General features: G+C 60.8%; 16 protein-coding genes. 13 read left to right on the top strand and 3 right to left on the bottom strand.

Annotated elements, in window-relative coordinates; all coding sequences use genetic code 11:
* Window positions 1-17: 17 nt before the first annotated feature.
* Together NXS98_RS02070 and NXS98_RS02075 are read right to left on the bottom strand one after the other, a co-directional pair.
* Entirely contained in the window at window positions 18-3,173 is a 3,156-nt protein-coding gene (locus NXS98_RS02070; protein ID WP_283846806.1) for a YfbK domain-containing protein, read from the bottom strand.
* Window positions 3,170-3,712: an RNA polymerase sigma factor gene (locus NXS98_RS02075; protein ID WP_283846807.1), complete on the bottom strand. Its 543-nt coding sequence runs from the start codon at window positions 3,710-3,712 to the stop codon at window positions 3,170-3,172. Before NXS98_RS02075 ends, NXS98_RS02070 begins: the two co-directional genes overlap by 4 nt.
* 180 nt (window positions 3,713-3,892) lie before the next feature.
* Here NXS98_RS02075 and NXS98_RS02080 point away from each other — a divergent pair, with 180 nt between their 5' ends.
* The 10 genes from NXS98_RS02080 to NXS98_RS02125 all read left to right on the top strand — a co-directional run bounded on the left by NXS98_RS02080 (window position 3,893) and on the right by NXS98_RS02125 (window position 14,755).
* On the top strand, window positions 3,893-5,416 hold the full coding sequence (locus NXS98_RS02080; protein WP_283846808.1) for a BamB-related PQQ repeat family beta-propellar protein: 1,524 nt from the start codon (window positions 3,893-3,895) through the stop codon (window positions 5,414-5,416).
* Between the two features lie 8 nt (window positions 5,417-5,424).
* The gene (locus tag NXS98_RS02085) at window positions 5,425-6,633 is read left to right on the top strand and encodes a hypothetical protein (RefSeq protein WP_283846809.1); all 1,209 of its coding nucleotides are present in this window, start codon (window positions 5,425-5,427) and stop codon (window positions 6,631-6,633) included.
* Between the two features lie 156 nt (window positions 6,634-6,789).
* Window positions 6,790-8,145, top strand: coding sequence for a putative porin (locus NXS98_RS02090; protein WP_283846810.1), 1,356 nt, complete (start codon window positions 6,790-6,792; stop codon window positions 8,143-8,145).
* A gap of 56 nt (window positions 8,146-8,201) precedes the next feature.
* Window positions 8,202-9,053, top strand: a complete 852-nt coding sequence (locus NXS98_RS02095; RefSeq protein ID WP_283846811.1) for a phosphate ABC transporter substrate-binding protein — start codon at window positions 8,202-8,204, stop codon at window positions 9,051-9,053.
* A 71-nt stretch (window positions 9,054-9,124) separates the two neighbouring features.
* Window positions 9,125-10,303, top strand: a complete 1,179-nt coding sequence (gene pstC / locus NXS98_RS02100) for a phosphate ABC transporter permease subunit PstC (RefSeq protein ID WP_283846812.1) — start codon at window positions 9,125-9,127, stop codon at window positions 10,301-10,303.
* On the top strand, window positions 10,300-11,247 hold the full coding sequence (gene pstA, locus NXS98_RS02105; RefSeq protein ID WP_283846813.1) for a phosphate ABC transporter permease PstA: 948 nt from the start codon (window positions 10,300-10,302) through the stop codon (window positions 11,245-11,247). Before pstC ends, pstA begins: the two co-directional genes overlap by 4 nt.
* A gap of 8 nt (window positions 11,248-11,255) precedes the next feature.
* Complete coding sequence (pstB, locus tag NXS98_RS02110) at window positions 11,256-12,074, top strand: phosphate ABC transporter ATP-binding protein PstB (RefSeq protein ID WP_283846814.1); 819 nt, start codon at window positions 11,256-11,258, stop codon at window positions 12,072-12,074.
* A 23-nt stretch (window positions 12,075-12,097) separates the two neighbouring features.
* Complete coding sequence (phoU, locus tag NXS98_RS02115; protein WP_283846815.1) at window positions 12,098-12,802, top strand: phosphate signaling complex protein PhoU; 705 nt, start codon at window positions 12,098-12,100, stop codon at window positions 12,800-12,802.
* A gap of 6 nt (window positions 12,803-12,808) precedes the next feature.
* Window positions 12,809-13,492 carry a response regulator gene (locus NXS98_RS02120; protein WP_283846816.1) on the top strand — a complete coding sequence of 228 codons (684 nt, stop codon included), beginning with the start codon at window positions 12,809-12,811 and terminating at the stop codon, window positions 13,490-13,492.
* 27 nt (window positions 13,493-13,519) lie between these two features.
* Window positions 13,520-14,755: a sensor histidine kinase gene (locus NXS98_RS02125; protein ID WP_283846817.1), complete on the top strand. Its 1,236-nt coding sequence runs from the start codon at window positions 13,520-13,522 to the stop codon at window positions 14,753-14,755.
* A 7-nt stretch (window positions 14,756-14,762) separates the two neighbouring features.
* Here NXS98_RS02125 and NXS98_RS02130 read toward each other — a convergent pair whose 3' ends face one another.
* The gene (locus NXS98_RS02130) at window positions 14,763-15,965 is read right to left on the bottom strand and encodes a class I SAM-dependent rRNA methyltransferase (protein ID WP_283846818.1); all 1,203 of its coding nucleotides are present in this window, start codon (window positions 15,963-15,965) and stop codon (window positions 14,763-14,765) included.
* A 188-nt stretch (window positions 15,966-16,153) separates the two neighbouring features.
* Here NXS98_RS02130 and kdsA point away from each other — a divergent pair, with 188 nt between their 5' ends.
* The 3 genes from kdsA to NXS98_RS02145 are packed head-to-tail and all read left to right on the top strand — an operon-like array spanning window position 16,154 to window position 19,918.
* Window positions 16,154-16,972, top strand: coding sequence for a 3-deoxy-8-phosphooctulonate synthase (gene kdsA, locus NXS98_RS02135; protein WP_283846819.1), 819 nt, complete (start codon window positions 16,154-16,156; stop codon window positions 16,970-16,972).
* A gap of 25 nt (window positions 16,973-16,997) precedes the next feature.
* The gene (locus tag NXS98_RS02140) at window positions 16,998-17,531 is read left to right on the top strand and encodes a KdsC family phosphatase (protein ID WP_283846820.1); all 534 of its coding nucleotides are present in this window, start codon (window positions 16,998-17,000) and stop codon (window positions 17,529-17,531) included.
* Window positions 17,528-19,918, top strand: coding sequence for a hypothetical protein (locus tag NXS98_RS02145; protein ID WP_283846821.1), 2,391 nt, complete (start codon window positions 17,528-17,530; stop codon window positions 19,916-19,918). Before NXS98_RS02140 ends, NXS98_RS02145 begins: the two co-directional genes overlap by 4 nt.
* Window positions 19,919-19,927: the final 9 nt, after the last annotated feature.

Genomic DNA, 19,927 nt, shown 5'->3' on the forward strand with positions numbered 1-19,927 from the left:
GATGGCCATCGAGCACTTTATTGCACTCCTTCGAGTCGCATGGCCTGTTGCAGCATGGTCAACAATTGTTGCGGGCGTGGGTCTGGCTCGAAAGCCTTCACGGCACTGCCGGCAATGGCGGCCAGAACCTTGAGTTGGACTTCGCCGGCATAAGGATTGCGCGAGAGATATTCGCCCAACAAGGCGGCGCTGGCGGCCAAACGCATGGCGGGAGAGGCCTGCGCCAGCGGGGGGGGCTGCGGGGTGTAGGGCAAAATCCATTCCCGCTCCTCGTATTGACCGGTGGCCGGGACGCGATAGCGCACGCGCACCACGCCCAGGGGGCCGCTGCCTTGGGCGTTGACCTGAACCGCGTACATGGCGTTGCCAGCCTCGGCAGCGGCCAGCTCGGCGGCATCCACGGTATTGTCACGGAATTGTTCCTTGGTGAGCTGATGGCGCGCATAGCCTATTTGGCGGTAGGCGGTGACGCGGTAGGGATTGAACTCGACTTGAGTTTTGACATCGGCGGCGGCCACATTCAATGCGCCGGCCAATTTTTCGGCAAACTCAGCCGCCGCCTGCTCGACCTCGTTGAGCAGCGCATAGCGGCCGTCTCCGTTGCGGGAGAGCACTTCCAGTAGGTCATCGTCCAAACCTTCCCAACCCACGCCGAAGCAGTCCAGCGCCACGCCTCGCTGGCGGTGTTGGATGACTTTTTGCCGGAGTATCTCGGGGTCCACGTCGCCCAGGTTGGCGGCGCCATCGGTGAGGAGGAGCACGCGATTGTTGGCGCTGGGATGAAAATGTTTCAGGGCGGTTTGGTAGGCCAGGTCCAGGCCGGCGCCGAGGTCCGTGCCGCCCTCGGGGTTGAGGCGCAGCACTTGTTGGATGGCCTCTTTCGCGCGCTGGCCAGGCTGGCCATCCACGCAGAGCTGGGCACGGCGGGCAAAGGCCACCACGCTAATCTTATCCTGGGGATGCAATTTGCCGGCCAGTACCTGCAAGGCCTGGCTCACGATGGCCACACGGTCCGGGCGGCCCATGGAGCCGGAGTTGTCCACCAGCAGTACGAGGTTAAGCGGTTGCGCGGCCTGGCGGCCGAGGGCGGCGGTTTGGATGGAGAAACGCACCAAATCGCGCTGATGAGCGAAAGGATGACGAGCTATTTCCCAGTTGAAGGCAACCCGTGCGCCGGGGGCGGGAGCGGGGTCCCGGTAATTGAGGGCGTTAATGAACTCTTCGACGCGAATGGAATTGGGGTCAGGCCATTGGCCGGCCTGCAGGCTGGCGGCGGCGGTTTTGAAGGAAACATCACTGACGTTCAGTGAAAACGTGCTGAAGTTGACCACGCTGTTGGGCGCGGTTTGCACTTCCATGGGATGAATCAGCGGAGGCAGGGAAGCTCCGGCTTTGCGTTTGTCCAAGGTTTCTTCTCCGGCTGGTTGAATGGCAGCGACGGGTGGCGGGGGAGCCATCGGGACGGGCGTGGCTTTGGCTTCGGCGCCAGAGGCGGGCTTCTTGGCTGCTTCGAGGCGTTCCAATAGGACTTCTTTTTCGGCTGTGGCGGCGGATTCTTCCAGTTTTCTGGCGGGAGTGGGAGTTGTGGGGGGGGGTGTCGCAGCACCAACACCACCGGCGGCGAACTTGAGGCCGCTGGGCTGGGGCATTTGGGCTGACTGACGGGCCAAGCGCTCCAATTCGCGGGTGCCGTCCTGTTCGGATAACCGTTTGAGTGTGGTTTCGCTGGCCGAGGGCGCCCTGTAATAAGAGCGGAATTCCTGAAGTTGCACCCCCGCGGACTCCGGTTCCTTGGGCAGGCGGCCTGCCGCCTCTGCCACATTGGCATTGAGGGTGAAGCCAAGGCTGGGAGATTCTTTCCAGAATTGCTCCGTTGCTTCTGTTTGGGACTTGCCCAAGTTGACTGTGCCGTAAGCAAAATTTTGTTGTGGGAGGTTGGTCACCCAATCCTCGCTCTGGACTGACTGACGTTGCAAATTATCCACGGAGTCAAAGGCCATGCCGATGTTGGCCGAGCCGTCGGCGCGTCCGTTGCCCAATGCCTGCCCGCCCGCCAAGCCCAGGCCGGTGAGTTGGGAAATGGGCGTTTCGGCTGGCGCTGCCGGGGTTGCTGCTGGCGGGCCAGCAAGGCGGTTGGCGGCGGCCAGACCATTGACACTTTCGTTTTTGGCGGCGTCTTTCAGGTCACGCGTTACTAGAGCGGGCGTGGATGGGCCAGGGGCAGGAGAGTTGACGGGGCGCCCCAACCTGCCTCCGAAACCCTCGTTTTCCCATGGAGAAACTGCATAGGTGTCGTGAAAAGTGGTGGGCGGGGGAGTGTTGATGAAGGACTCGTCGGTCAACACCGCGAGTTTATCGCCCAGTGTTTTATTGCGGTCCATGTCACCTGGCTTTGCGGGAAGCGGCGCCTCTGCAGTGGCCGGCGGAAGATAGATATTTTGAGCGAAGCGAGCCGTGATGGGCGCGTCGGTTGGTGGAGCGGCGGTTTGAGATGCAACCGCGCCGGCAAGGGTGCGGCGACGTCCTTGCCATCCATCTGGCTGGGCACCCGGGCTGGGGGCGAAGGCATCGTCCTCCTTGCGGGATTCTTTAGCGAGCCTTTTCTCCAATTCGGCCATTTTTTGCCGATTCAGTTCAGCTACCCTGAGTGACCTTGCCTTGGCGGGGGCCAAGGCGGGCAACGTCAGTGACCATAGCAATGCCAGCAGGGCCACTACCGCAGCGAGTTTGATGGCCCAATGCCATGAGGGGCCGATGGGTTGGCGCATCCTGCTCCAAATGCCACGTGCGCGGGTGGAGCGGGTGGCTTCGGGGAGATTGGCTCGCCGGGCAGGGGCTGCTTGCGGGGGGGCAGGGGTTGGTGCGGAAGCCGGCGGGCTTTGCAACGCGGCCAGCAATGCGGCGCGGCGGGTGGGGGACAGTTTTGGGGTATTCGCAGGCGTCGCAGTCCCGGCTTGGGGAGTTGGTTGGTCGGTGGCGGACTTGGGACGCGCAACTTCGCGCAGCAATCCTACCGTTTTCTGCATGTCACGATAAAATGCCCCCAGTTCCGGGTCCTGCTCGATGAGACGCAGCAATTGCGCTTCTTCAAAGGGGCTGGCTTCGCCCAGCAGCAGGGCTACGACGCGCGCCTCCAAGTCGGTGCGCGGGTCCATGGGCAATTCAGGTTTCATAGCACACCGGTTTGTTTGAGAGCGGACGCCAAATCTTTGAGGGCGTGGTGCAGGAGGTATCCCACATGCCCCACATTCAGATTCAGGCGCGCGCCGATTTCCTTGTAAGAAAGCCCCTCTTCAAATTTGAGCCGGAGCACCTCGCGTTGCCGCGCATTCAGGGTGGCCAGACAGAGGCGGGTTTGGCCAATGGCCTCCAGCCGAGCCAGGTGTTCGTCGGGCATGGGGGTGTCATCGGCCACATCCCATTCCGGGTCGTCTCCCCCGGCTGGTTGCAGCGGGGCCAGTTTTTGGGAAGCCCGCACATGGTTGACCGCCAGATTGTGTACCGTGCGGTACAGCCACGGAACGGGCTGGCGGACCTGTGCATATTCGCGGTGCAATCGCATAAAAGCTTCCTGGACGACGTCTTCGGCGGCTCCGGCATCGCCGGTGAGCCGCTGGGCATACAGGAGCAAGGCCGATTCTTTGGCCTCAAACAACGCCTGCAAAGTCTCCCCCGCCCCGGCGGCCGGGCTGCCTGTGGTGTTGTCCTGCATGGGCTCGTTAACGCGTTTGCCAGCTATAGGTATGACAGGCCAATGGCCGTTTTATTAGCATAATTTTTGCCACAGTTGCATTGGACGGAAGAGAAAGGCGCTGGCTCCCACTAAAAACAATCAAGAAAACCGGTCAAACCCTGCTTGTGAATGACGGCTGACCGGTATAGACTGGCGGTTGTGAAAATCCGCGGCTGGGCATCGGCCTTGGTGTTGGGCTTTATTGGCTTTGGCGCGAGTCTGAGTGCGCTGGCCGCCGACTGGCCCACGTTGCACGGCAATCCCCAGCGTCATGGCTATTATGCGGAGTTTCCCGCCCATCCGTTGCGCCTGGTTTGGCGCAAGGAGCTGTACCGCGAGCTAACTGGCCCGCGGGCGGAGGTCATTGTGGGCGGCGGGTTGGCCTATATGGGCACTTATGCGGGAAATTTTTACGCATGGGACGCGGTCACCGGGGAAGAACGCTGGAAATTTCAGGCGGGCGGCCCGATTGGGCATTCGCCCATGTACGACGCCGGGAAAGTTTATGTGGCCTCCATGGACCGGCGATTGTATGCCTTGGACGCCGCCAACGGACGTCGGTTGTGGGCGTTTGAAGCGGAGGAAGGATTTTGGAGCGCGCCACTGGTTCACCAAGGCAAAGTCTTTTGCGGCGCGCGGGATGGCTGGTTTTACGCGGTGAACGCTGCGGACGGCACGCTGGCGTGGAAACAGCGCACGGGGGCGCCCATTCTGAACAGCCCCAGTCTGACCGAGGACGGCCAGCGGGTGGTGGTGGTGTCGGAGGATATGCATGTGTATTGCTGGCAGGTGGCCGATGGGCGGCTGGCGTGGCGCTCGCGCAAACTGGCGGGGCTGACGGCGCGCGATTATTTCCCGGTGGTGTTTCGCGGACTCATTTTTGTGACGACTACGCCGGTCAAAGATTTTCACACCATCCTTGGGGAAAACGAGCAGATGCTGGTCCGGCGCGCGGGATTTGCCGGCAAGGATCCGCGATACATTCCGGGGACGCCCGAGGACGTGGAGCGTGAACAGGCGTTTATCGTGGAGCATCTGCGGAAACATCCGGAGGAGCAGGTTTTTTACGCGCTGCGCGCCAGCGATGGCGAGGAAGCCTGGGTGGCGCCGATTTTATACACCGGCGGTCTGCATAACCCGCTCACGCCGCCCTGCGTGAATCCGGAGACTGGCGAAGTGTTCACGCAGTTGCGTTCGGCGTATGGCACCTGGGACGGTGGCGGCGAGGTGCGGTCCTACACCTGTTTTGGCAAAATCAATCTGGCCAATGGCCGGGTGACGTTGGTTCAGCATGGTTATCCTTCCCGCGAGGTGGGACGCCCGCCGGGGGCCAAGGACATGCCGTGGATGTGTTTCAATTACATTGGCGATGAGACGCAAACCTTGTCTTGCGCGCCGGGGCGGTTGTTCAGCAACCATCAAGGTTTCCTGGGCGAGCTGAACTTGCTCACGGGCATGGTTCGTAATTTTTACGGCAAGCGCGATACTTATGGCGGCTTTTATGGGGCGGGCAACTTCGGGTGGGAGAATCAAGGGGGCTACGAAAAAGCCCGCGCTGCCGGCCAGCCTTATGGGCTGGTGAATGAATGGCACGGCCCGGCGCGGGCCATCGTGTCGGTGGCCGGGGGGCGCGTGTTTTTTCCGGTGGGTTCACAAGTGCTGTGTCTGGAGGCGACCCCATGAACAAGGGCATGACGTGGCTGCTTATAGCGCTGGGGGTGCTCTGCACAGTGCCATGGCGGATGGCGGCGCAGAACATCGTCGAGGTCAACGGCCAGAATTTGACCCTGCCCCGCCTTGAACTGCAGGAAGCTGATTGGGAGCGTCTGGTGGGGGAAATCCCGGATTGGCCGTTGTCGGCTCCTGGCCATGCGGAAACCAGGCGGGTTGCCGCCAAACTCGAGGCGCATGTGTTGACATTCCTGGAAGGTTACCCCTGGCGTCCCATGCATCACACCCTGGGCATTAGCGGTTATGAAACTGCTTTTGGGCATCCCGATGAAATGTTTTACGCCCTGGCGCTGACCCTGCCGTATCTCAGTCAGCCCCTGGCTACGAGGGTGCGCGAGTTTGGCCGTGCCCAAATGGAGGCCGGCGTCCTGCCCTTTGCGGGGCGCGGCCCGGATTGGAGCAAGGGCCGTCCCAGAGAAGCTTACGAGGTCCCAGAGGGATACCGGGCGGGGGCGCCGGCCGCCGCACGCAGTCTTTTCGGCGTCTATAGTTTCTGGGTCTGGTGCCATGCCACTGGCGATGGCGGACTGGCTCGCCGTTTTTGGCCGCGAGTGAAGGAGGTGGTGACGCCCCTGCTCAAAAGCAATTACACCTTTGACCCGCTTAAACGCGATTATGAGAATGACGAAGCCGAGCAGCTCAACGGGCATTTGGCGGGGGCGTTGGGCTATGCGCGGCTGGCGCGCCTCAATGGCGATGAAGGCGCAATGCAGGCGGTGCGCCGGCGCGGGCTGCAATGGCTTCAATGGCGGGTGGATTTGGAGCGGTTAAACCCCAAAATCCTCGAAAAATCCACCCGCTCAGCCAGCAAAAGCCTGCATAACAACAAGCTGGCGCGGTACTGCGCCTTGACCCCGGAAATAGGCGCGGCTTTACGGCGTCACGCACAGCCGGTGGCTGCCCAACGGCTGGCGGCCTTTCGGTGGGAGCGCAACGGCTGGTGGATGGCCTTCGGTGACCGTCTGGTGGGCGGGGAAAATTACACCAACCCACTCAACTTCTCGCGCTCTCTGTTCGCCGCGGCGATGTTTATTGAAGCGGTGCCGGCGGAAACCTTGGTGGGCTGGGTGGACATCCCGTGGTGTTCGGGCGATTATTATTTCATGGAAAAGTGCGCCCTGGTTTTATGGCAGGCAGGGGGAGGAAAGTGGAAACCCATGGCTGAATAACTTTGCGCGGCAGGGCCCCCTTCAGGCTGGGAATGCTCCGTCATTCAGGCGACAAGCCCGAGGTGTTCGTAACAAGAATGTCACGATTCTTTCGTTTATTTTTCCGGAAATATCCCTTATCAGCAGTCCGTAAAATGCGAATTTTTGAATCTATTTATGATTAACAACCACTTCACCAAATGGTTCTGCAGGGGGCTTCTGGCTGGCTGTTTGTTAACGGCAACGGGGGTTTGGGGACAATCGGCCGACGCTCTGATTGATAAGCTATTGGAGAAGGGCATTTTGACGAAACAGGAAGCCGAGCAACTACGGGAGGAGGCGGACAAAGATTTCCGGCGGGCCTACTCGGTGAAAAGCGGCCTGCCCGAATGGGTGACCTCGTTGCACTTCCACGGGGACGTGCGGGTGCGGTATGAAGGATTTCAAATGCCCAATAACCAGTCGGCGGCGGGGGCAACGACTGCGCTGGACAGGCATCGGTTTCGTTACCGCCTGCGTTTTGGCGCGGTGGCCGGTTTTTGGGACAACTTGCAGGCCGGCTTTCGGCTGACTTCAGGGGAGGCGGGCGCGACGGGCGGTGATCCCATTTCCGGCAACAGCACCTTTGGCAACAACGCCAGCAAAAAGTACGTTTACATTGATTTGGCTTATGGCAAGTGGACGGCAGTGAACAACCCGCAGTGGACCGTCAGTGTCACGGGCGGCAAGATGGAGAACCCCTTTGTCACCAGTGACATGGTGTTTGACAAGGATTACACCCCCGAAGGCGCGGCATTGCAGTTGCAACGGCGCTTTAATGATGTTCATACCCTGGCCCTCAATGGCGGCGGCTTCGTGTTAAATGAACTGGGCGGCGCCAGTCATGACAGCTACCTCGTGGGGGTGCAAACTCGCTGGGAGGCTCAATGGAGTCTGCATTTTCAAACTTCCCTGGGGGTGTCGTGGTTTGGGGTAAGTGACGTGCAAAACCTGGCCAGCGGGCAGGTGTTCAATTCCAACCGGGGCAACACCCGCACGGCCGCCGGAGCGTTGGTGCATCATTACAATCCCGTTTATGTGGACTTCGCCGCGACCTACACCTTGGAAAAATTCTGGCGTTACCCCAATCCCTTCCCCATCCGGGTCGAGCTGGATTATTTGCATAATCCGGCCGTACAGGATGAAAATTATGGATGGTCGGCGGGTTTTACCCTGGGCAAGGCCGGGAAACGGGGTTTGTGGGAACTCAGCTACCGTTACAAGCACCTCGGGGCGGATGCTTTCTTTGAAGAACTGGTGGATTCTGATTTTGGCGGATTTTATGGGGTGGCTCCGGCGGGTGGCGCGGCCGGCTATGGGCCGGGCACCAATGTGCGCGGGCATATTGTGCGCCTGCAATATTCGCCCTTTGATTCCACCACCATCGCCGTGAGCTATTTTCTCTGTGATTTGATTAATAGTTATGCGGCTCCGGGGGCGCGGGCCAGCTCGGAGGCGGGCCGGTTGCAGGTGGACGTCTCCTGGAAATTCTAACGTGAATGTAACACGGCCGCCATATTCATCTGGTAGTGTGAAGCAGCATGAAGAATATGAAATACGCGCTCTTCGGAATCGGTCTGGCGGCCGGTTTGTTAACTCTGGCCCCGGAAGCACAGGCGGGCAAGGTCACCGTCAAAGGTTCGGATACCATGGTCATCCTCGCTCAAAAATGGGCGGAGGTGTACATGTCGAAAAATCCGGGCACGCGGATACAAGTGACGGGTGGCGGTTCGGGCATTGGCCTGGCGGCCCTGCAAAATCAAACCACGGACCTGGCCAACTCGTCGCGCAAGATTCGCGGCAAGGAAATCGAGGCCTGCCTGCGCAACTTCGGGCGGCGCCCCACCGAATACAAGGTGGCGCTCGATGGCATCATGATTTTTGTGCACGAGAGCAATCCCATCAAAGAGCTGTCCCTTGAGCAATTGCAACGCATCTTCACCGGGAAGGTGCGGAATTGGAAGGAACTCGGGGGGCCGGATGCGCGGATCAATCTATACAGCCGCGAGAACAGCTCGGGCACGTACGAATTCTTCAAGGAGCATGTGCTGCTGGGCCGTGATTTTGCCGCCTCGGCGCAGACCATGCCGGGCACGGCCGCGGTGGTGGCGGCGGTGGCCAAGGATCGTTTTGCCATCGGCTATGGGGGAGCGGGTTACGGGGCCGGGGTGAAGCATCTGGCCATAAAGAAGGATGAAAACAGCCCGGCCATTGAACCCAACGAAGAGACGGTCGTAAATGGGACGTACCCCATCTGGCGTTTCCTCTACATTTACGTCAACCCGGCCATTGATAAGGGGGAGGTGGCTGCGTATATCCGCTGGATTCGCAGTGACGAAGGGCAGAAGGTGGTCAAGGACATTGGCTTCTTCCCGCTCCCTGAAAAGATGCGCGGGGAATAATTTGCCGGCCTGAAACCGCCCTTCCTTGCGGGGGGGCGGCATTTCCAAACCTGTTTTGCGGAACATTCTGCATGCCGCACAAATACACAGGCACCAATCGCCCTGCGGGGTGGATGGGCCTTCATCGCGGGCACAAAGCGCGGCCACTGGAATGGCTGGCTGAGAAATTCATCCTGCTGGTTTCGCTTTCGGCGACTGTCATCATCTTTCTAATTTTCCTGTTCGTCACCCGGGAGGCGTTGCCCATCATTTTGGGGCGCATGGATTCCTCCGCCGTCAAGAATGTCAGGCCGTTGGAGGATTTTGACAAAATGACGCCGCAGGAGATTCAGGCCTACCTTCACCTGAAACCAGCCGAGTATGCACGGATGGACCGGGAGGCCCTGCTGGAGATGATGAAAGTGCGCCTGGAGGCCAAGGAGGAAATTCCGGACGACAAAGACGCGCGTGTGAACACCACGGCCTGGCGCTACCTGCTCCTGCCCTATCAATGGAGCGATTATGACCGTCCGGAGTACATCTGGCAGCCGATATCGCAAATTCCCAAATACAACCTCATTCCCTTGATCATCGGCAGTCTCAAGGCTTCGGTGGTGGCTTTACTATTCGCGGTGCCTCTGGCTTTGGGAGCGGCCATTTATGTCTCCCAACTGGCCTCACCGCGGCTCAAGGAATGGCTCAAACCGGGCATTGAACTGCTGGCGGGCATTCCCTCGGTGGTTTTGGGATTTTTTGCCCTGATTGTCATGGCCTCGTTCCTGCAGCACATTTTTGGCTATGAGTCCCGCCTCAATGCCTTTGTGGCAGGCATCGCCCTTGGCTTGGCCATCATTCCCGTGGTGTTCAGCATCGCCGAGGATGCGCTGACCAGCGTGCCGCGGAGTTTCACTGAAGGCGCGCTGGCCCTGGGCTCCACCAAATGGCAGGCTGCCTGGCACATTGTATTGCCGGCGGCGGTGCCCGGCGTGTTTGCGGCCGTGGTGCTGGGCTTCGGCCGGGCCATCGGGGAAACCATGATTGTGTTGATGGCGAGCGGCAACGCCAGCATCGTTTCCTGGAGTTTGTTGGATTCCACCCGTACGATGACGGCCACCATCGCAGCGGAGATGGCTGAGACGGTGGTGGGCGGTCATCATTACCGGATGCTGTTCCTCATTGGGGCCCTGCTGTTTTTGGTGACCTTCATTGGCAACATGGTGGCGGATTGGTTCATCCACCGTCTGAAAAAGCGTTTGGAGGGACGCGCATGAGCACCCAACCGATTTCCCTGACCCGCACCCGGCGCGATCCGTTTTCAGTGCTCTTCACGGGGCTGACGGGAGTGGCTACGCTGTTGATTCTGCTGATTCTGGCGGTCATCCTGGGCAACATCCTGTGGCATGGCAAGGAGGGGCTGAGCTGGCGCTTCATCTTCAGCATGTCTGACCGGGAGATGTTTGATGTGAACCAGGCGGGGGTGTTGCCCATGATTGTGGGCACCACGGCGCGGGTGATTCTGATGACCATCATCGTGCTGCCCATCGGCGTAATTACGGCGATTTATCTGAATGAATACGCCCATTCCACCAGCATCTTCACCCGCATCATCCGCGGGGCGGTCAACAACCTGGCGGGGGTGCCTTCCATTGTCTTTGGATTGTTTGGCATGGGGTTTTTCATCAGCTTCATCGGCGGAAGGCTGGATGCGGCACTGTACCCGGGTGACGCTGAACCGCACTGGGGCAAGCCGGCCTTAATCTGGGCCAGCGCCACCCTGGCGGTGATGACGCTGCCGGTGGTGATTGTGGCCACGGAAGAGGCCCTGCGCGCCATTCCGTTGGGGCTGCGCGAGGCCAGCCTGGCGCTGGGCGCCACGAAACTGCAGACGATTCTGCGCATTGTTTTCCCCAATGCGCTGCCGGGCATCTTGACGGGTGGCATTCTGGCTATCAGCCGCGCGGCGGGCGAGGTGGCGCCCATTTTATTTACCGGCGCGGCCTATTATATGGCGGGGCTCCCGAAATCGTTGACCGATCAGTTCATGGATCTGGGTTATCATGTGTTCATTTTTTCGACCCAATCGCCGAACATCGAACAGACGCGCCCCATCCTCTACGCGACGGTGGTGGTGCTGTTGGTGCTGACCTTCGCGTTGAACTTCGTTGCCATTTTAGTGCGTGCCCGCATGCGCAAGAAGATGCGGTTATCTCATTGACATCGCTTATGGCTGGAACACTTGCCACACAGCTCAGTCAGGACCCCCGCCGGGGCAGCGGGCTGGCCAATTCGTCCACGCTGATTGCCATACGGGAGCTTTCCCTGTGGTATGGCCAGAATCCGGCGCTGACCCGCATTACCATGGACATCCGCGCCAATCTGGTGACCGCCTTCATTGGCCCCTCGGGCTGCGGCAAATCCACCTTGCTGCGCTGTTTTAACCGGATGAACGATTTGATTGACGGCGTACGCATGGAAGGGGAGGTAGAAATCGCCGGTCAGAACATTTATGCGCCGGAGGTGGACGTCATCGAGCTGCGCAAACGGGTGGGCATGGTTTTCCAGCGTTCCAACCCTTTTCCCAAGTCCATCTACGAAAACATCGCCTATGCCTTGCGCCTGCATGGAGTGCGCGACCGCAAGAAGCTGGACGAAATTGTCGAGCAAAGCCTGCGCTCGGCGGCGTTGTGGGATGAAGTCAAAGACCGCCTGCATACCAGCGCCATGGGCCTGAGTGGCGGCCAGCAGCAGCGCCTTTGCATTGCGCGGGCCATTGCCATCCGGCCGGACATCATTCTCATGGATGAGCCGGCCTCGGCGCTGGACCCCCTGGCCACGGCGCGCATTGAAGATTTGATTCTGGATTTGAAAAAGGATTTCACCATTGTGATTGTGACGCATAACATGCAGCAGGCGGCGCGCATTTCGGATATGACGGCCTTTTTTTATTTGGGTGAGTTGATTGAGTATGATACCACGGAGAAAATCTTTACCAATCCCGCGCGGAAGCAGACCGAGGATTATGTGACCGGCCGGTTTGGTTGAGCCCGGCAGGAAGGAGCGACGTTATGTCTCAGCATTTTGAACAGGAAGTACAGCATCTGAAACAGCAGTTGCTGACCATGGCGAGCCATGCGGAAAACGCCGTGCGCCGCGCCGTCAAAGCCCTGCTGGAGCAGAATCGGAGCCTGGCCGCCCAAGTGGCCCAAGAGGATGATGTGCTGGACCGTTTTGAAGTGGAGATTGATGAGCTGGCCATTCAGGCCCTGGCCAAGGCGCCGCTGGCCAGCGACTTGCGCCTGGTGACGCGGGCCATGAAAATCTCCCATGAACTGGAGCGGATTGGCGACGCCGCCACCACCATTGCCCGGCGCGCGCAGGAGCTGCCGCCGGGGCTGCCGTTGGAGGAATTTGTGGACATCCCCCGCATCACCCAACTGGTGCTGCTCATGTTGAAAGATGCGCTGGATGCTTTTGTGAATCACGAACCGGACCGCGCCCGGGCGGTGATTCCGCGGGACAAGGAAGTGGACCGGTTGAACAAGGAGGCGCATAGGAATCTGGGAGAGTACCTGCAGCAACAGCCCGGGGCGACGGCGTGGGCGTTGCATTTAATGGCCATCACCAAGAGCCTGGAGCGCATTGGCGACCACGCCAAAAACATTGCCGAGGATGTGGTTTATTTGTATGAAGGACGTGACATCCGCCACGGTGGCGCCACGGCCCCTGGCCGGCCTGCCGCGGGGATGAATGATACCCAAGCCCATAGTTGAGTCCTTATGAAGCCCAAAATCCTGGTGGTGGATGATGAACCCGATGCCGTGGAACTCATCGAGTTTAATCTCAAAGGTGCGGGATTCGATGTCATCAGCGCCGATGACGGTGCCGAAGCGGTGCAAAAGGCCCGGACCGCGCAGCCCAATTTAATCATCCTGGACGTGATGCTGCCGGAGATGGACGGCATGGAGGTGTGCAAGACCCTGCGCCGGGACCCTGCCACTGCGAAAATCCCCATCATCATGCTGACAGCCAAAGCGGCCGAAATTGACCGCGTGCTGGGTTTGGAATTGGGCGCCGATGACTACGTCACCAAACCCTTCAGTCCGCGCGAGCTGGTGTTGCGGGTGAAGAACATGCTGCGCCGCGGCCAGCCCACCGAGGAAAAGCAGGAGCAAATCCGCGCGGGCGACCTGGTCATTGACATCCCGCGGCATCAAGTCACGGTGAAGGGCAAAAAGGTGGATTTGACGGCCACAGAATTTCGCTTGCTGACCGTGCTGGCGCAACGGCGGGGCCGGGTGCAATCGCGCGACCAGCTTCTGCAGGATGTCTGGGAATACGACAACCTGATTGACACCCGCACGGTGGACACCCACATGCGGCGCTTGCGCGAGAAACTCGGGCCGGCGGCCCGCTACCTGGATACCATTCGCGGGGTGGGGTATCGGTTCACCGACGAATGACGGGGGAGCGGCGGCGGTTTATTGGTTGTGACGTTTTTGGATGAACAATGGGCGTTGTGGCTCTTTGCCGCGGGCGTGGCGCTGGTGGTGTTGCACACCTGGTGGATGGAGCGCCGCCATCGCCGCGCCCGCGAGCTGGCCGAGCGTGAATACACCCGGCAGGCCCTGCAAAAACAGCAGCAGCTTCAGGCCCAGTTTCAAGCCCAGCAGGAGGCCTTGTTCAACAGCATGATTGAGGGAGTGCTGGTGCTCGACCAGCAGGGCCGCATCCAGCTCTTCAACCAGTCCCTTAAAGATTTGCTGCAATTTGCCCGGGATTTGCGGGGATTGACGTTGATTGAGGCGTTTCGTTTGCCGGAATTGGAGCGCATGGCCCACCGCCTGCTCAAGGAATGCACGGTGGCGGCGGTGGAGATTGAGCTTCCGGGCGCCACGCCGCGTTATCTGCAGGTCAATGGCTCGGCGGTGCTGGACCGGCAGGGGCGGCAGCAGGGAGCCATCATGGTTTTTCATGATCTGACCCGCCTCAAACAACTGGAAAAAACGCGCCAGGAGTTTGTGGCCAATGTAAGTCATGAGCTGCGCACGCCCTTGGCCATGATCAAGGGTTTTGTGGAGACGCTCTTGAGCGGCGCCAAGGACGACCCCGCCGTGGCCACCCGGTTTTTGCAAAACATTGAGAAACACACCGACCGGCTCACGTTTTTAATCGAGGATTTGCTGACCATCTCCCGGCTGGAGTCCGGCAAGGTGTTGTTCAATTTGCGCCCCACCAACTTGCGCGAGACGGTGCAGCATGTGATGGAGGATTTGCAGACCCGGGCGGCCGACAAGCAAATCCGATTCTTCAACCAGGTGCCGGAGGAATTGGAGGCATGGGCCGATGGGGATCGTCTGCAGCAGGTGCTGTTCAACTTGCTGGACAATGCCATCAAGTACGGCCATGTGGGCGGCAAGGTGGAGATAACCGGCCAGCGCCTGGACCAGGGCATGGTAAGGCTTTCGGTGGCGGATGACGGGCCGGGGGTGCCGCCGGAGTCCCGCGAGCGCATCTTTGAACGGTTTTACCGTGTGGACAAAGCCCGTTCACGCGAGGCGGGCGGCACGGGCCTTGGCCTGGCCATTGTCAAACACATCATCCAATGCCACGGCGGCCGGGCCTGGGTGGAGAGTGAAATGGGGCGTGGTTCAACCTTCCATGTCACCCTGCCGGCCGATGAGGCGGCGGCCAAGGCTTCCGAAAATCGGCGTTTGAGCGCCTGAAGGCCGCCTAACGGGCGACTTCAAAGGCAAACCCTTTGAGATACTCGGTTTCCGGAATGACCGGCAGCACCGGATGGTCCGGGGATTGGGTGTAAATGGCCACGCGGCGCAACACCCGCCGGCTGTCGGCGGCGGCGGCGGTGATGACCTCCTGGAAAAGCGGCGCCGGCACGTGATGCGAGCAACAGAAGGTGACGAGTGTCCCCCCTGGTTTGAGCAATTTGAGCGCCCGGAGATGGATTTCCTTGTACCCGCGGAGAGCATCGGGGACGGAGGCGCGGGTGCGGGTGAAGGAGGGCGGGTCCAGAATGATGACATCATATCGTGGGATGAGTTTTTCGTGCGGGCGGGTGGTGGTCTGAGCCTTGAGCCAGTCAAACACGTTCACTGTTTCCACCGAAATGCGGCCGGCCAGGCCGTTGCGTTGGGCATTGGTTTGCAGGGCGGCGGCCGCTTCCGCGCTCTGCTCCAGGCAATGCACGTGAGCGGCGCCTGCCCGCGCCGCGTGCAGGGCAAAACCGCCGACAAAACTAAAGCAATCCAGAACCTGGGCCCCCGGCGTCAGACGCGCCACCAGCTCGTAATTCACCTGTTGGTCCAGATAAAGGCCGGTCTTGTGGCCGGTCTGAAGGTCCGCCGCCATTTCCAGACCGTTCAACCGCGCCCAGACCATCGGAGCCGGTTCGCCCCAGAGCGTGCCTTGGGCTTCGTCCAAACCCTCGAATTTGCGGGCCGCGGTCTCGCTGCGCTCCACGATTGCCTTGGGAGAGAATAGTCGGCGCAGCACTTGCACGACCATTTCCTTGCGGGCGTCCATGCCCAGCGAGGAAATTTGCAGGACCAGGTGGTCTTCGTATTTATCCACAATCAAGCCGGAGAGAAAATCGCTTTCGGCGTTGACGACCCGCAGGCTGGTGGCCTGCGGCAGATGGCGGCGGCGCAATTCCCAGGCCGCACGCAACCGTTGCTCAAACCAGGCTTCGTTCACCTGGACCCGCTGGGGGTCCAGCAGGCGGACGTGGATTTTGGAGCGTGAGTTGAAAAAACCCACGCCCAGAAAACGATGGCGGGAATCTTTGACCTGGACAATTTCCCCATCGCGCGGGGTGGGCGTGACGCGCCAGACGGAGCCGGCATAAATCCAAGGGTGTCCGGCGGCTACGCGGTCGGCTTCGCCGGGTTTCAAGGTGACAGTAGGCAAGGTCAGCATAAGGTTTGTAAACAAGGGCCGCTGGCAAGGATGAATTTCCTGGCCTTGGCCTTGGGGCACAAGGTACCCGCTCTTCCCCTTAATGGGAAATAAATTTATCCATGAGCAGAGGAATGGCTTTGAACGGTGACCGGCCACAGTTTGCGCCAAGGGTGGACAATCCCGCACAGGCTTGGTACAAAATTGCCATGCCAAAGTCTGACACGGGCCTCTGGAAACGCTTGAGCAGCCGGCGGGAGTTGTTTGTCATCGCCGGACCGTGTGTTATTGAAAGCGAGGCCCTGTGCCTGGAAGTGGCGCAAAAGCTGGAGCCAGTTTGCCGCCGGCTGGGTATGCCGTTGGTTTTCAAGGCCAGTTTTGACAAGGCCAACCGCACGTCAGCCAGGTCTTTTCGCGGCCCCGGCCTGGAGGCCGGCCTGGAAGTGTTGAAAGAAGTCCGCGCGCGCACGGGTCTGCCGGTGCTGACCGATGTGCATACGGAGGAGCAAGCTCAAATGGCCGGTGAGGTGGTGGACATTCTGCAAATACCGGCGTTTCTCTGCCGGCAGACGGATTTGATAGAAGCGGCGGTGGCCACCGGCAAGATTGTCAATCTAAAGAAAGGGCAGTTTCTCAGCCCGGCCGAGATGTTGCAGGTGGTGCGCAAGGCGCGTGAGCTGGGGGGCAGGCAGTTGTTGGTGACCGAGCGCGGCACGACTTTTGGCTACAATAATTTGGTGGCGGATATGCGGGCCATTCCCTGGCTGCGGCAGGCTGAGTGCCCGGTGGTGTTTGATGCCACCCATTCGGTCCAGTTGCCCGGCGCGGGGGGGGACAAGTCGAGCGGCCAGCGCGAGTTTGCGCCGGTGCTGGCCCGTGCGGCGGTGGCCGCGGGGGCTGATGGTGTGTTTATCGAAACGCATCCCCAGCCAGAGGCGGCCTTGAGCGATGGTCCCAACATGATTCCCCTCGCGGAAATGCCGCTGGTGCTAAAATCCCTAAAAAAGATTTATCAAGCTCGGGATTGAGCTTTTCTCCAACGAAACCCTGCCCATGCTAGCTCCGGAAGAATTGACGGCCCGCCTGAAAAAAGTGCGGCTCTTTTTATGTGATGTGGACGGCATCCTCACTGACGGCACCGTCCTCATGAATGGCGAGGATGAAGTCAAACAATTCCACGTTTTTGATGGGCTGGGCACGCGGCTGCTCCGCGAGCATGGCGGCATCAAGGTGGGGTGGATTTCGGCCCGCCCCTCTCCGGCGACCACCCGCCGGGCGCAGGAATTAAAGGTGGATTTTTTATATCAGGATCGCGCCCCCAAGGTGGATGCCATTGAAAACATTTTGCGGCAGGCGGGTTGCACGTGGGAGGAGGTGTGTTACATGGGGGATGACATTGTGGACTTGGGCGCTTTGCGCCGCGCCGGCGTGGCGGTTTGCGTGCCGGATAGTTTGCCGGAGGCGCTGGCCCTGGCGCATTATGTCACCCGCAAACCAGGCGGGCGCGGTGCGGTGCGAGAAGTCATTGAGCTGTTGCTCAAAGCCCAGGGCAAATGGGAAACCCTGCTGCGGGAATACTCCGCATGAACGCACCCGCTGCTCAGCATTGCCGAGGAGGGTGGGCATGGCTGTGGGGAGGACTCCTGGCGGCCTCCCTTCTGGCACAGGAGCGGCCGGTGGGCCGCGTGAAAAACTTTGCCGTGCCCGACTATGATGCGCAAAACCGGCGCAAGGCGGTGCTTTACGGGGAGGAGGCCATCAGCGGCACCAACGGGTTGTGGCATATCAACCGCCTGCGGATTGAAAGTTACGCCGGCCAGACCAATCCTGCGTGGATTGTGGAGGCGCCCGCCTGCCTGTACCATGATCCGACCCGCCGTGCGTGGTCCGACGCCTCCCTGACCGCCATTTCCACCGACGGCCAGCTCCGGGTGACCGGCCAGGGATTTGATTGGCGGCAGACCGAGCAAATCCTGGTCATTTCCAACGAAGTCCGCACCCTTTTGCGGCCGGGCAAACCCCAGCCCGGCACGGCGGCCATGCCCGGATTGGCGCGGCACGACCTGGAACTAACCGCCCAAACCCTGGTGTATGAGGGCCAGCGTTCCGCGGCGCGTTATGCTGGCAACGTTCGCGTGCGTGAGCTGTTGCCCGCAGGAGCGACCAATCCCCCGGTCACCCTCGCTTGCGGGGAGTTGACCATTTTCCTCAGCACCAACCGCGGAGGCGTCGAAGCCATTGAAGCGCGGCAACAGGTGGTCTTCACGCAAGGCGGCGCCCGCCTGGAAGGGGAACTGGCGCGCTACCAGGCGGTGGACGATGTCATGGTGGTGGAACGCGGCGCCCGGTGGGAAACCGGTCAGATGAGTGGCCAGGCCGAGCGGCTGGTGTTCAATCGCAGCAAGGACGAGGTGCACGCCATGGGCCAGGCTCGCACCCGGCTGCGGGAATCGGCTGCTCCCCAGCCGCCCACGACCAACCAGGCGGCTCAGGTACTGGAACTGACGGCCCCGTCATTTTCAGTTCAACTGCCAGCCTCCAATCGCCCGCTCACTACCTTGCATGCCACAGGGGGGGTAAGCATAAGCCGTGGGGACTTGAAGGCGGGCGGGGAGTCCCTCTCATTTTCCGGCACTTCCACCAGCGGAGTGGCGCGCATTCAGGGCAATCCCTGGTGGCGAACTGAATCCGCCGAGGGCAAAGCGGCTGAGTTGGCCTGGGAACGCCCCGCCAACGTCTTTTCCGGGCGGGGGGGAGGACAGGTCGTCTTGCGGCGTGCGGGTAGCGGGACAGGGGCGGAACAAGCTTTGACCGTGCAGGCCGACGAATACGATTTGGCGGATGATTATGCGGCCTTTCGCGGCCGGGTGGTGGCGGAAGATGCCCAATGGCGCATGGAAGGGCCTCAATTGCGGCTGCGGCAAGACCCGCGCACCCGGCAAATGCAAGCCATTCAGTGGGAAGGAGGAGTTTCGGCAGAACAACGGTTGGCGGCGGGGGCGGCGGATATTCCTTGGCGCTTGCAATGTGCGGGATTGACGGTGGAAATGGCGCCAGACGGCCAGCGCGCCTCGCGGCTGGTGGCGGTGGGCAACATCCGGCTGGAGCCTGCACGCTTGCCGCCGGCGGCCACCAACCGTCCTGCATGGAAATTACAATGTGAGCGGCTGATTTTGGGCTTGAACGCCCAACAGCAGTTGGAAAACGCCTTGGCTGAGCAGCGCGTCTATCTGGAAACGCTGCCGGGAGACGAGCGCACGCCCGCCTGGGCGTTGACGGGTGAGCGGTTGACGCTGGGGATGGCGGCGGGGCGCACCAACCAGGTGGAGCGAGTGCAGGTGGAGCAACAAGTGACCTTGCGCCAAATCGGAGGAGGCACCCAGCGCAGCGGCCTGTGGCATCTGGCCAGCCAGCAGGCCAGTTTGCGCTTGAATCCCGTCACCGGCGAGGCAGTGGAAGCCCAGGCTGGCGGCGGTGTGCATGCTGTTCAATTGCATTCCAATTTGACGCAGGTGGCTTGGACGTTGGCGGCGGAATCGGCGCGGCTGTGGCTGGGGGCGAGCAACCGGGTGGAGCGTTTGCAGGCCCGCCGCGAGGTGCGGGTGGAGCAGGGGTACACCACCAACCTGCCCCCGTGGCAGATGCAATGCGGGGAGGTGGACATTACCTTCAGTCCCTCCAACACTTTGCAAAGCCTGGAAGCGCGGGAGGCGGTGGTCATTACCCAGGGCGCCAGCCGCGCCACGGGTGCGCTGGGGTTGTACCATGGCGCCTCCAAAGATTTTGAATTGCGGGGGCAGCCGAGCCTGTTGTTGGTGGAAGAGCGCGCGGCCCGCACCAATGGCACGCCGCGCCGGCTGGAAATTGAGGGGGCGGAGGTCCTGATTTGGAACCGCGAGGCGCAAACCTTCCGGGGACGCGGCCCGTTTCGGATACGTCCCACAGGGCCGCTGCGCCTGCCGGGACAGCCTTGAAGGGGGCAA

It is taken from the genome of Fontisphaera persica (assembly GCF_024832785.1).
GTDB lineage: Bacteria > Verrucomicrobiota > Verrucomicrobiia > Limisphaerales > Fontisphaeraceae > Fontisphaera > Fontisphaera persica.

Coding starts and splice junctions, on each gene's coding strand:
- phoU (WP_283846815.1), top strand. CDS start 12,098: ATGTCTCAGCATTTTGAACAGGAAGTACAGCATCTGAAACAGCAGTTG.
- NXS98_RS02095 (WP_283846811.1), top strand. CDS start 8,202: ATGAAATACGCGCTCTTCGGAATCGGTCTGGCGGCCGGTTTGTTAACT.
- pstB (WP_283846814.1), top strand. CDS start 11,256: ATGGCTGGAACACTTGCCACACAGCTCAGTCAGGACCCCCGCCGGGGC.
- NXS98_RS02085 (WP_283846809.1), top strand. CDS start 5,425: ATGACGTGGCTGCTTATAGCGCTGGGGGTGCTCTGCACAGTGCCATGG.
- NXS98_RS02075 (WP_283846807.1), bottom strand. CDS start 3,712: ATGCAGGACAACACCACAGGCAGCCCGGCCGCCGGGGCGGGGGAGACT.
- NXS98_RS02145 (WP_283846821.1), top strand. CDS start 17,528: ATGAACGCACCCGCTGCTCAGCATTGCCGAGGAGGGTGGGCATGGCTG.
- NXS98_RS02120 (WP_283846816.1), top strand. CDS start 12,809: ATGAAGCCCAAAATCCTGGTGGTGGATGATGAACCCGATGCCGTGGAA.
- pstC (WP_283846812.1), top strand. CDS start 9,125: ATGCCGCACAAATACACAGGCACCAATCGCCCTGCGGGGTGGATGGGC.
- NXS98_RS02070 (WP_283846806.1), bottom strand. CDS start 3,173: ATGAAACCTGAATTGCCCATGGACCCGCGCACCGACTTGGAGGCGCGC.
- NXS98_RS02140 (WP_283846820.1), top strand. CDS start 16,998: ATGCTAGCTCCGGAAGAATTGACGGCCCGCCTGAAAAAAGTGCGGCTC.
- NXS98_RS02090 (WP_283846810.1), top strand. CDS start 6,790: ATGATTAACAACCACTTCACCAAATGGTTCTGCAGGGGGCTTCTGGCT.
- kdsA (WP_283846819.1), top strand. CDS start 16,154: ATGCCAAAGTCTGACACGGGCCTCTGGAAACGCTTGAGCAGCCGGCGG.
- pstA (WP_283846813.1), top strand. CDS start 10,300: ATGAGCACCCAACCGATTTCCCTGACCCGCACCCGGCGCGATCCGTTT.
- NXS98_RS02130 (WP_283846818.1), bottom strand. CDS start 15,965: ATGCTGACCTTGCCTACTGTCACCTTGAAACCCGGCGAAGCCGACCGC.